This window comes from Tahibacter sp. (genome assembly GCF_032229445.1).
Taxonomy (GTDB): Bacteria; Pseudomonadota; Gammaproteobacteria; order Xanthomonadales; family Rhodanobacteraceae; genus Tahibacter.
Genome location: NZ_JAVTWC010000125.1, coordinates 101,043 through 112,945 on the forward strand (window position 1 = coordinate 101,043; position 11,903 = coordinate 112,945).

Consider the following 11,903-nt stretch of genomic DNA (forward strand, 5'->3'; position numbering starts at 1 on the left):
CCAAATTGCCGGCCGGAGTGTATGCCACGCCGACGTTGCGATGAGCTTGCAGCGCAGCGAAAAAACCAGTGCAGGCTCCGCGACGTTCGTCACAACCCTGAATGCCCGCATCGCTAGCATGGCCGCGAGGAACATCCCCGTCGGAGTACCACTCATGCGTGCAGCAGTGATCGCCCTGTGTCTGCTCGCGGCGGCGCCGGCTTCGGCGTTGACGGCGAACGATTTCGCCTACCGCACGGTCACGGTCGACGGCGGCAACGGATTCGCGCTGCCGTATCGCATCCACGTGCCGGCGGCCTGCGCGAGCCGGCGCTGTCCGCTGCTGCTGTTCCTGCACGGTGCCGGCGAGACCGGCAACAACAACACGGCGCAACTTGGCAATCGCGCGAACGGCGCGTTCAAGCTCGCCGAGGATGCGGCGACGCTCGGACAGCCCGTCATCATGGCTGCGCCGCAGACGCCGGAGTGGTGGGGCAACGACAACCCGACGGCCGGCCTCGCCGATCTGCTCGACGACGTGCAGCGCGAATTCGGCTTCGATCCGGCGCGGCTCTACGTGTCGGGCCTCTCCATGGGCGGCGGCGGCACCATCGGCTTCCTGCAGCGCTACGACGCCGTCGCGGCGGCAGCGATCCCGATCTGTCCGGCCGGCGTCGTCAGCAGCGCGATCGATCGCGACCGGCTCTGGAATACGCCAGCCTGGTACTTCCATGCCGTCAACGACGGCACCGTGCCGGTCGCCAATTCGCGCACGAGCGTGGCGACGCTGCGCGCCGGCGGCGGTGATCCTCTGTATACCGAATTCGCGACCGGCGACCATGGCATCTGGACCGAGTCGTACAAGGTCGCGAAGCTCGCGCCGTGGATGCTGGCGCAGCGCTGGCGCCTGCCGATGGCCGCGACCGGACCGCGCGTTGTCCTGACGACACCGACCATGGCGCCGCGCTGGTATACGGGCGCGGCGAACCTGACCGCTGCGGGCACGGTGCCGGCGGATGCGCTGCCCACGGCGATCGACTACACCTTCGGCGCGCTCAGCGGTGCAGCGAGTGGCACGACCAGCTTCAGCACCGCGTCGCTGGCGATACCGCCCAACGCGACGACGCTGCTGCGGCTGCAGGCCACCGGCACGAGCTACTTCGCCGGCTACGGCGGCACTACGACGTTCTCGCGCAGCGTGCGCGTCACGCATCCGGCGCCGGCGAATCGCGCGCCGCGCGTGGCGTTATGGCTGGAGCCCGTCGCCCGCGTCGGCGAACCGCTGCGCCTGCGTGCGCTGGTGGACGATGACGAACAGCCGCAGGCCGTTGCCGGCGTGACCTTCGAGCTGATCGAGAGTCCACTCGCAGGGTCTATCGAGGTCGATGCGGCGGATCCGGCGCTGGCGTGGTTCACGCCGGCACGCACGGGGCTGTATCGCATCGAAGCGCGCGCGAACGATGGTGCGCTGACCGCGACGGCGCGCGCGAGCGTGCTCGTACTCGGCGTGGGCGTGCCGCGACCGGCGGTGCATGCGGTCAACGGCGGCGGGAGCGCGCTGACGGTGAGCACCGGGCAATCCTTCGCGGCCGACAGTGGCTTCACCGGCGGCGCGACCGAAGCGCTGACCAGCGGCGTGACCACGCTGCTCGGCACGCAGGACGATGCGCTGTACCGCTCGACGCGGCGCGGCGCGGCCTTCAGCTATGCGGTGAATGTGCCGAACGGACGCTATCTGGTCGTACTGCATTTTTCCGAATGGCGCTGGTTCACGGCAGTCGCGCGCGGCATCGACGTGGCGCTCGAAGGTACGCCGCTGCTCGCGGGATTCGATCTGTATCGCTGGGCGGGCCTGCGCCAAGCACTGCGTCTCGGCGACGTGGCGACGGTCAGCGATGGCGTGCTGAATCTCGCCGTGGCCAGGAGCGCCGGCGCGAGCGGCGAGGCGCGACTGGATGGGTTCGAAATCCTGAGTCTTGCCCCGAGCGATGTGATTTCGCGCAACGGCTTCGAGCTCTGACAGGTCGTTGAGGAAGGCGCAATAGCGTCTTTCCCGATCGAACGGCGCAGGCGGCGCTTGCGCGCGATCTCGGAGGGTCGATCGCGTTGGCGATCGGCCCTCGGGCGATCCATGCCTGGATCGCAAATCCGGACAGGCGTCGCCGGGCTTATTGCGGATAGCCGATGAGCTGCTTGCCGCTGATGCCCCACTGACCGTCGCTCTTGCTCATGAACAGCGCGCCGCGACGGATCCAGCCGATGCCGTCCTTGGCATCGACGAGCAGCACGGCTTCGTCGCCGCGCAGCCAGCCGCCGGATACCTTGACGTCGTGCAGGAAGCGCATCGACTGCGCGCGCAGCTTGGCCTTGCGCACGTCGAGGGCGACGGGCTTGCCGTCGTAGTCCTTGTCGCCGAGCACCATCTGGGCGAAGCCGTCGCCGGACTTGACCGCGGCATCCGGATCATTGGCGAGTACGGCCGCATGCAGTGCCGTGCTGGTCCTGAGCAGTACCTGGCCGGGTTCGCCGCCGTCGGCGGGCAACTCGGTGGCGGTGTCTTTCCAGTCGGTGCGGCGTTCGCCCGCGGCGGAATCGTAGATGCCGGCCGCGAGCATCTTGTCGAGTATCTGCTGGTTCGTCGTCGCACGCATTTCGGCCAGCTTCGCGGCGGTGTAGCGTTGCGCGACGAGTCGGTACTTGCCGTCGACCTTGGCGTACGGCATCTGCGCCTTGCCACTGCCCTGGCCGTCCTTCTGCTGGATCTGCAACACGATCAGGCCTTCGGGCCTGATCGCAGCCTCCATACCCTGTTCGGCCAGGCCGTCGAGGCTCTTGATGAACTTCTCGTCGAGCGGCGCGACGCTGGCGGTGCAGGCGGTATCCGCCGCGCCGCAGTCGATGACCTGATCCATCATGAAATAGCGCAGGTCCGACGGCGTGCCATCGAGTTGAGCGAGGGCCAGCACGGCATCGATGTCGCCTTTCTCGAACGCGGACTGCAGGTCCTTGGCCAGCGATTCGGGGCTGCCGGCACAGGCAGACAGCAACGGCAGCAGGGCGAGCAGCAGCGCAGGGCGGAACAGCTTCATGAGATCACTCCGGTCGATGGGGGTGGTGGCAACGCTCACCACGCTGGAACGACGGATCGCGGGCCATCCGCACAGGACTGTGCCTGTCTCGCGTTCGACGGGCGCGGCGAACGGCAGATGCGTCTGCCGGTGCGGCTCATGTGAGTAAATCAGATCAAAAAGCAGAGAAGGCCGTCGTCGTCGTATCCGCGACGGCGACGTGCGGCAGCGTGGGAGAGTTCAACAGGATGTCAGGGCGCAAGCGAAGCGGAGAGCATCCAGCTCTGCGCTTCGAGTGTGGCCACCCCGTACGCACCTGGGGCGGACGGCTGGTTTAAGGCATCGCGGCCAGAGGGATCAGGGGCAGGCGATTGCCGCGCCGCTGGGGCTGGTGCAGTTCGCGGTCGTGTTGAGTGGGCGGCCCAGCGTGTAGTTGGCGAGCACGCCGGGCATCACGTTGGCGTTGACGTACCTGATGGCTTCGAAGCCGATCACGGGCAGGCCGCGCAAGCCGGGACCGGAGCTGCCTGCCGGCAGATGGCTGCGCGTGCCTCCAACGTCGCCGAGCTTGAGTTCGAGCGCGCCGGTTTCCGTGGCCGGCGTCGGGTTGCCGACATGGGTGCCGAAGGCCGAGCCGAGCACCGGAGTTCCTGACGGGCCGACCGGGGAACCGAAGCTGACGACATCCATCGCATGGCATAGCGCGTGCTGCGGCAGCTGGAGCGGTGGCGACGTTGAGAACACGAAATCCGGCGGCACGGCGATGCTGCGGCCGGTACGGTCATGCAGGGTAGCGCTGAAGGGCACGCACGACGCGTTGGCGTGGGGGAAGCCGAACTGGCTCGTGAACGGTGCGATCTGGGTTAGCGCACGATCGGGGTCGGTGTGGAAGCGCTTGGTCGGCGCGGTGATGATCCACTCGCTATGACTGCCGAGGCCTGCTTCGTTCGTCACGTCGCCCAGCAGCGAGTCGGTCATCAGCAGGGCGGACAGGGCGTCCACGCTGCGCGCCGGCGGAAACGTCAGGTCGACGAGCTTGCCGCCGACCGGAACCTGCGCGCTGACGTTGCCGCCACCGGCGTTGACTGCGGCAAACGTGTCGTATTCGATCGGCGGTATCGTCGCCGAGAGCAGTACCGTCGTGGAGAAGCCGTCGATCGCGGTGGCATTGCCGCCAAGAATCGTGCCCTGGGCGATGTTGACCACGGCGAAGCTGCCGCGCAGGCCGCCGCCGGGCGGGGTCAGCGCCGGGTTGCCGACCAGGGCCGTCAGCGGGTCGAACGCGGCGCAGTTGCGCTCGTTCGCGGCGGTCGCGAGGGCGCCGCCGAGTTCGGCGCGCTCGATGATGTCGAAATAGCCTTCGCGCATGCGCGACACCCCCGTCGGGCCGCCGTCCGCGGCGCTGCCGGTGTAGTCGAACGGCAGGAATTCCTGGTACGGCGCGCCGCCGATGACGCCGGTCCACTCGCTTGCCCGGGGTATGGTGCAGCTGTCGTCACGCACGCCCAGCGCGGTGCCGTTGGTGACGTCCACCTGCGGCGCGAACGTCGTCGCGTTCCAGGTGTCGTGCGCGCCGACGATGACGTCGAAGCGCAGCACGAGACGGCCGTTGTAAGCCTCGCGGAACGCGACCGAAAGAAGCTTGGCGCGGTCGGTCGTGTTGACCACGGAGAAGATGGTCTGCTGCCCCGCGTTGACGGTGTAGTACGGATAGATCAGCGCCTGGCCGGTACCGCGCGTGTTGATGTACACGGCCTGGGCCGGCAATGCGCCGGCGGCGAGAAAGCAGAGACTTGCGCGATGAAGCCAGCGACGCATGGTATTTCTCCCTGTGATGTCGGTACGGTCATGTCCGCCGACGTAGTGCCGGGTATCTGTGGCGGGTCCGTTTGTTGCGGTGCCGATTAAATACGATCGGGTTCGTAGGTTGGGTTAAGTTCACGCTAAACGGCGCGCCCGGTTTCGTGCGTGCCCTACGTTCGTTGCGACGCGGCGAAGTCTCTGTACTCAGGTGAAAACACGGAGTCCGCCGGCAGTCACGCTGCTAACCGGTTTGACGCAGTCGCGCGGCATTGCCCCCAATGTGCCGACGTGTTCGCGTCGCGGGCGCCGTGCAGACGGCCGCTGCGGACATCGCTACGATGGCGCGCCTCACCTGAGCGCGCGAGCATCGTCATGAATGTCGAACAGGCCAAAGCGTTCTGCCGCAGCTTGCCGGCGACTCACGAGCGGCTGCTCGGCGAGCCGAGCAATATCCTTGTCTACTCGGTCGGCGAGAAAAACTTCGCCTGGTTCAAGACCAGCGAACCAGAGCGCTGGCGCTTCAGTTTTCGCGTGACACCCGAGCGATTCGTCGAGCTCACCGACATGCCGGGCGTCCGGCCGGCACGCTACATGGGACGCTTTCGCTGGATCACGATCGTCGATGTGCACCGCTTTCCGGCGGGGTATCTGCGCGAGCTCGTGCAATGGTCCTACGCTTATACGGTGCAGTGTCTGACGCGACGGCGGCGTGAGGCGCTGGGGCTGGCCGACGAGGCTGGTAGCACAGCGCCGTCATCCGCCGTCGTGCGGCCGCGGCGTGCGCGCGCGGCTGCCACTGCCGCCGTTTGCGAAGGACCCGGCAAGCACCGTTGAGGTTTTTGCCGCGACGCCGCGTAACAAGCCACCGGGTTCCCTGTACTCGGAGTGGGCATGTCGCATCGCACTGTCGTTTCCCGCACGCGTTTCCTGGCGTGCGCTTTCCTGATCGGCCTGGCCGCTGACGCCGCGGCAGCCGAGCGCATCAGCGTCGGCACCGGGGGCGGCCAGGCCAACAGCCAGAGCCGCTTTGCGGAGGTTTCCGCGAATGGCCGCTACGTCACGTTCGTCAGCGACGCGACCAATCTCGTCGCCGGCGACACCAATGCCGCATCGGACCTGTTCCTGCGTGACCGTCTGCTCGGCACGACGACGCGCATCAGCGTCAAGGCTGGCGGTGCGCAAAGCGAGGCGGCGAGTTTCGGCGGATCGATCTCGGGCGACGGCTCGCGCATCGTGTTCGCGTCGTTCGGTGCGCTGGTCCCCGGTTCGGGATTCCGCAACTGCTATCTGCTCGACCGCAACGCGAACACGCTGCAGATCATCGACCTCAAGCCCAACGGCAGCGCCGGCACGTTCGGCTGCGATGCGCCGTCGATCGATGTCGCCGGCCGGCGCATCGCCTATGGATCGAGCGACGAACTCAGCGCGAGCGACACCAACGGCCGGCCCGACATCTACGTGCGCGACCTGAGCCTCGGCACGCAGCGGCGCGTCAGCAGCACGCCCGGCGACGGCAACAGCAACAACGGCAGCGAATCTTCACGCATCTCCGGCGACGGCAGCCGTGTGCTGTTCGCCTCGCTCGCGAGCAATCTCGTCGGCGGCGACACCAACGGCCGAGTCGACCTGTTTCTCGTCGCGAGCGACGGCAGCCTGCCGCCGCAGCGCATCAACGTGGGACCCGGCGGCGTGCAGGCGAACGATGCCACGAGCTACACAGCCGCACTCAACGCCAACGGATCGCTGCTCGCGTTCTCGAGCAGCGCGACTTCGCTGCCGGACTGGGGAAAATTCGCCGAGAGCACGCTGTACCTGCGCATCCCGAGCAGCGACTCGACGATCGCGCTGAGCATCCCCGCAGGCAATCTGCCGCGCGAAGGGTTCAACGACGAGCCCGACTTCGACTACAGCGGCCGCTATCTCGTATTCGCCTCGACCGACCGGCTATATGCCGGTGCCGAGCTCGGCGGCGTCTACGTCATCGATCTCATCGAGGGAACCATCGCGCTCGTCAGCGTAGGCGGCGATTCGGGCAACGTGCACCAGCCGCGCCTGAGCGCCGATGGCACCGGCGTAGTCTGGTACTCATTGTCGAACCAGCAGGTGCCCAACGACACGAACGGCACCTGGGACGTGTTCTACGCGGACAACCCGCTGTGGGTCGAAACGCCGATCTTTGCCGACGGATTCGAAGGCTAGACCCCGGTTTCGCCATCTCGTCAAATGTAATTCCGGACGAATTCCGCCGCGAGACCAGGCGCGGCGAGGAGACGTACCGCATTGGCGCGACGGGGCGCAACGACGTATCGCGGCGGTGTTCAATCGCGAAGCTGGTCAAGACGCCGGAATCAATCCATGGCAATTGCGGGACGGGACACTAGCCGGTGCCGGGTCGCGCGGTCGGCAGGAACGCGACCTTGCCGTGCGCGCGGCGCTCCTGCTCGCGTAGCGTTAGCCATTCGATCAGCGCTGCCCAATCGTCGCGATGGCCACGCGCGGCGGTGCTGTCGTCCTCGAACAGGCTCATGCCGGCAGCGGCCATTTTCAGGTAGACCTGCGAATCGCGGATGCGCACGAGGCAGGTCTGGGTCAGGCGCTGCAGGGTCGCGTCGAGATCGCGCACGGCCACGGTACGCTCGCGCACGCGGTTGGCGATGAGTCCGACGCGCAGCTGGCCCTGGCGTACCTCGGGCAGGCGTCGCACCACGTCGAGGAAGCCGAGCGTCGCGCGCAGGTCGAGCGGCGAGGGCACGACGGGCACCAGCAGCACATCCGCGTGGCGTGCGAACGGGCCGAACTCATGCGGCCGCAGGCCGGCCGGCGTATCGATCAGCAGCACCTGGGTGTCACTGGGCAGACGCAGCACCCAGCCGGCACCGAGGCCGTGGACCGGATCGTTGCTGGCCAGTGCGCGCACGGGCGCGCGATGCGCGCCGCGCAACTGGTTCCAGCCCAGCGAAGAACCCTGCGGATCGCAGTCGACGAGGCTCGTCACTCGCCCGGCCCGGGCGTAGTAGCCGGCCAGCGTGCTCGTGATCGTGGTCTTGCCGCAGCCGCCTTTGCTGTTGGCGATGAGGATACGGAACATCGGTTCTTCCCGTCCGCCGCCAGCGCCTCCGGCGCCCGCGCGGTAGACCTGGCGTGGCTGGTCTCTCGGTGCGCAGCGGCATTCCGCTTGCCGGCAGGCTGCGCGCGGCCCTGATCTTAGGCCAGGGGACGGCGGTTGCCTACCGGACCTGCCGGCGGGTCCGTCGCGCTTGCGAGATGCCCGAATTGTCGCGGTCAGGTATGAACCAGGGCCGGCAATGCGTTAATTGCGCAGCATATTGTTTAATGTAAAAAATATATTAAATTTGTGATCCCGCCGGCTGCTCGCCCGGATCGGAAGGACGAGCGGGAAAATTACCCGCATGCATCGATGATTTTTTCCGCATTGCATCAACAAAATGCAAAATATACGTATTAACATGTCTCCAATCGGACGACGCGCGCCGTTCGCTTTGCGCGCTGCAGGGCGTTCGATACGGGGCAGGCAGCTGAAAGGTCTGCTCGAGCACCGGCGCGCGTTCTGCTTGCGCCGGTTCACCATGAGGAAGGGTACGAGCCTACACCGCGTTCGGAACTTCCTCACGCCACGGCGCGGGGGCCCGTCGTGCGTCGATACACATCGCAATGACAACCCGAAGTCAACGGAGATCGTGCATGAAATCCCTGAAACGCAATCCGCTGCGCGCGCAGTTGCTCGCCGCGCTCGCGCTGCCGCTGGCTGGCCTGATCGCACCGCTCGCGCAGGCGCAGAATTTCGAAGCCTATTACGGCGAACGTCCGGCGAACGACGCTGGCGAGGACGTCAAGTCGGTCAACTACTGTCCGCGCACCGGCAGCATCATTGCCGGCACGCGCCGGGTCAGCACCGGCATCGAGGCGCTGGTCACGCGCGTCGACGACAACGGTGCGGCGCTGTGGCAATACGCCTATCGCGTCGGCGGCAGCACGCGCACGACCGCGAACGCGATCGTCGAACTGCGCGACGGCACCGGTTTCGCGCTCACCGGCTCCATGGTGCGCACCGATACGCATATCTATGTGCTGCGCATCAACTGCGACGGCAAGCCGGTGTGGACGCGCGTGTTCGGCAATACCACCACGGGCAGCCGCGCGATCGGCTACGACATCATCGAGGCGGGCCCGACCCTGTCGCCGGTACCGCCGCCGCCGAGCCAGCTCATCGTGGTCGGCGACGAGAACCTGCCGGCACCCGCGGGTGCGGTAGCCGGGCGCATCCTGCGCCTGACCACGGCCGGCGCGCCGATCTGGGATCGTGCCTACAGCCAGCCCAACCATCCGCTGGGGCTGCGCTTCCGCGCGGTGACCGAAAACCGCTCGCTGAGTTCGAACCTGCCCGACATCGTCGTCGCCGGTTCCGCTGCGCGGGGCACGAGCTGGAACTTCGACCGGCGCGGCCTGATGTTCCGCGTGCTCAGCACCGGCGCGCCGCAGTGCAACGCCGTGCTCGGAGCGACCGACAGCACCAACGAGGACTACTTCGGTATCACGCGCCTGACCGCGGGCGGCTTTGCCGCCGAGTCGGTGCTGGTCGGTGCGACGCAGCCGGCAACGGCCGCCAATCCGTCGGTCTACCTGACCCGCTTCAATGCCGGTGCCTGCGTGCCGCAAGCCCAGTCGGTGTGGCGCGACGCGACCGACGGCGCCACATCGTTCGATGTCGTCGAGACGCTCGTGAACTCGACCGGCTTCGTGCCGACCATCGTCGCGACCGGCACCATTGCCGGCGCGCTCACGCAAGGCGACGGCTTTGCGCTGACTGCCGACGACGCCAGCCTCGGTCCGGTCGGCGGCCAGTTCCGCTACAGCACCCAGAGCGACAAGCGTGAGACGCTGATGGCGATCGACAACAAGCGCGACCGCTTCGTGATGGCCGGCAGCACCTTCAGCGACTGGGACGGCAGCGGCGACGCCCAGGACTTCTATCTCGTGCAGACCGATCCGAACAAGAAGGACCAGTGCGTGCGCGAATGGGACTTCAGCTGGTCGCGCGTGGAACTGCCGTACGAGCGCTTCACGCCGCCGATCAAGTCGCTGCAGCTCACCAGTGCGGTGGAGACGGAAGCGGTCGAGACGCGCGAGGAAGGCTATTGCTGCAGGCTTGATCCGAACTGAGCAGAGCTTGACGGGAGAACACCATCCCCATCGCGGCCTTCCGGCCCGCTGGGCGTTCAAGGTGGCCAGAACCTTCGGTTCTGAACGGCCACCTTTCACCCCCTTGAAGGGGAGGGAGAAAAGCCCTCCCCTTCAAGGGGGTGAAGAACGATGGCTCAGAACCGCAGGTTCTCATCGTTCTGAACGCGCGACGGGCCGGAGGGTTGGGTGGGGATGGTGTCGGCGGTGCCCGTCCGTCGTCGGACCGCAATTGCCCACCGACCCATTCGGCCGACGTTTGCTACGCATATCCAAATTTACCCTTCGCCCGACTTCCGCGCTTCCTGCGGCGTCGCCTCATGGCTGCGCGACCAGGCGCGGCGCAGTTGTCGCGCGGAACCAAAGCCGCTGCGTTCGGCGACGCGCTCCATGTCCAGGCGTGTGGTCTGCAGCAGTTCGCGGGCGAGCGAGACGCGCAATCGATTGACGTAGTCCGGCAGGCTCATGCCGGCGTGCTCGTTGAACAGGCGCGAGAGGTGGCGCGGACTCGTATTCGCAGCGCGGGCGAGCGCGGCGAGATTCCATTCCTGCTGCGGCGCGGCCGCGATCGCATCCTGCACGCGGTGGACCGCCGGGTGGATATGGTTGCGGCCTTCCAGCCATGGCGACAGCTGCGGATCGTTGCCGCTGCGGCGCAGGTAGATCACGAGCTGGCGCGCGACCGCGAGCGCGCAGGCCGGTCCGGCCAGGCGCGACAGCCAGTGCAGCATGAGGTCGATGCCGGCGGTGACGCCGGCACTGCTCCAGCAGTTGCCGTCCTCGACGAACAGGCGGTTGTCCATCACGCGCGCCGCTGGCGCGAGCGCGCGCAATTCGTCGAGGCAGGAGAAATGCGTGGTACACGCGCGGCCGTCGAGCAGCCCGGCGCGCGCGGCGAGCAGCGCGCCGGAGCAGATCGACAACAGCCGGTGCGACGGACGCAGGCGCGTTCGCAGCCAGTCGACGATGCGTGCTTCGTCCGCGGCATCCTGCGTCCGCGGCGGCGTTTCCGCAAAATACACATCGTCCACATTGCCGCTGACCAGCACGACGACGTCGTCGGGCAGCTGTGCCGGCAGTGGCCGCAGCTGTGCAAGCTGCAGTCCCGCGGAGCTCGGCAGGCGCGAGCGCGCCGCGGCATAGTGGACCTCGAAGCGCCACTGCTGCTGCTCGATGTTGGCGCGGCGCAGGACTTCGACCGGTCCGGCCACGTCGAGCAGCAGGCAGCGCGGCGGCACGACCACCCATACCGGCACGATGCGGGCGGCCGCGATGCTCATGCGGCGAGGCGTTCGCCGCCGGCCAGTGCCTGTGCGACGGTCACGATGCGCGCGAAACGCTGGTCGAGCACGAGTTCGGTGCGGGCCTTGATCTCCGCGGCACTCCAGTCGCGGCCCCGGGCGTCGCGCATGGCGAAGGTCAGTGTGGCCTCGCTGACGAAGTCGACCGCATAGCCCAGATCCGAGGCGTGCCGTGTCGTGGTTTCGCAGCATTGCTCGGTGCGGATGCCGCTGATCAGCAGGCGGCGGATACCCTGTTCGGTCAGCCAGACATCGAGACCACTGCCGACCAGCGCACTGTGGCGCGTCTTGTGGAACACCGCCGCAGCATCGACGCGCAGCGGCGCAAGCGCCGTCACCCAGCCCGAGGCGAGTGAGAACGCGCCTTCCGGTTCCACATGGAAAATCTGCACGACCGGGATGCCGGCCTGGCGTGCGCCGTCGATCAGGGCTTGCTGGCGGTCAAAATAGGCCGCGCTGTCGGCATCGCTCCAGTAGGGGCGATGGCGAAACGATTCCTGCGCGTCGATGACGATGAGGGCGGTAGAGGCATGGAACATGGCGGTACTCCTGC

At 67.3% G+C, this 11,903-nt stretch carries 9 protein-coding genes; 4 read left to right on the forward strand and 5 right to left on the reverse strand.

All coding sequences use genetic code 11. From position 1 onward, the window contains the following. Positions 1-154: 154 nt before the first annotated feature. On the forward strand, positions 155-1,999 hold the full coding sequence (locus RUU78_RS23845; RefSeq protein WP_313920267.1) for a malectin domain-containing carbohydrate-binding protein: 1,845 nt from the start codon (positions 155-157) through the stop codon (positions 1,997-1,999). A 148-nt stretch (positions 2,000-2,147) separates the two neighbouring features. Here RUU78_RS23845 and RUU78_RS23850 read toward each other — a convergent pair whose 3' ends face one another. Both RUU78_RS23850 and RUU78_RS23855 read right to left on the reverse strand, forming a co-directional pair. Beyond that, complete coding sequence (locus RUU78_RS23850) at positions 2,148-3,068, reverse strand: hypothetical protein (protein WP_313920268.1); 921 nt, start codon at positions 3,066-3,068, stop codon at positions 2,148-2,150. A gap of 336 nt (positions 3,069-3,404) precedes the next feature. Then, positions 3,405-4,865: a hypothetical protein gene (locus RUU78_RS23855; protein ID WP_313920269.1), complete on the reverse strand. Its 1,461-nt coding sequence runs from the start codon at positions 4,863-4,865 to the stop codon at positions 3,405-3,407. A 357-nt stretch (positions 4,866-5,222) separates the two neighbouring features. Here RUU78_RS23855 and RUU78_RS23860 point away from each other — a divergent pair, with 357 nt between their 5' ends. Next, positions 5,223-5,684, forward strand: coding sequence for an MmcQ/YjbR family DNA-binding protein (locus RUU78_RS23860; protein ID WP_313920270.1), 462 nt, complete (start codon positions 5,223-5,225; stop codon positions 5,682-5,684). Positions 5,685-5,741: 57 nt separating this feature from the next. Continuing rightward, a complete protein-coding gene (locus RUU78_RS23865; RefSeq protein ID WP_313920271.1) occupies positions 5,742-7,049 on the forward strand; it encodes a hypothetical protein in 1,308 nt (435 codons plus the stop codon). A gap of 178 nt (positions 7,050-7,227) precedes the next feature. On the opposite strand, the gene RUU78_RS23870 is transcribed toward RUU78_RS23865, so the two are convergent. Further along, positions 7,228-7,938, reverse strand: coding sequence for a ParA family protein (locus RUU78_RS23870; RefSeq protein ID WP_313920272.1), 711 nt, complete (start codon positions 7,936-7,938; stop codon positions 7,228-7,230). A gap of 614 nt (positions 7,939-8,552) precedes the next feature. On the opposite strand from RUU78_RS23870, the gene RUU78_RS23875 reads away from it, so the two are divergent. Next, positions 8,553-10,031 carry a hypothetical protein gene (locus tag RUU78_RS23875; protein ID WP_313920273.1) on the forward strand — a complete coding sequence of 493 codons (1,479 nt, stop codon included), beginning with the start codon at positions 8,553-8,555 and terminating at the stop codon, positions 10,029-10,031. A 296-nt stretch (positions 10,032-10,327) separates the two neighbouring features. Here RUU78_RS23875 and RUU78_RS23880 read toward each other — a convergent pair whose 3' ends face one another. Together RUU78_RS23880 and RUU78_RS23885 are read right to left on the reverse strand one after the other, a co-directional pair. Then, positions 10,328-11,329 carry a helix-turn-helix domain-containing protein gene (locus RUU78_RS23880; protein WP_313920274.1) on the reverse strand — a complete coding sequence of 334 codons (1,002 nt, stop codon included), beginning with the start codon at positions 11,327-11,329 and terminating at the stop codon, positions 10,328-10,330. Continuing rightward, positions 11,326-11,889 (reverse strand): isochorismatase family protein, encoded by a 564-nt coding sequence (locus tag RUU78_RS23885; protein ID WP_313920275.1) that lies wholly within the window; start codon positions 11,887-11,889, stop codon positions 11,326-11,328. The genes RUU78_RS23880 and RUU78_RS23885 overlap by 4 nt, the downstream gene beginning before the upstream one ends. Positions 11,890-11,903: the final 14 nt, after the last annotated feature.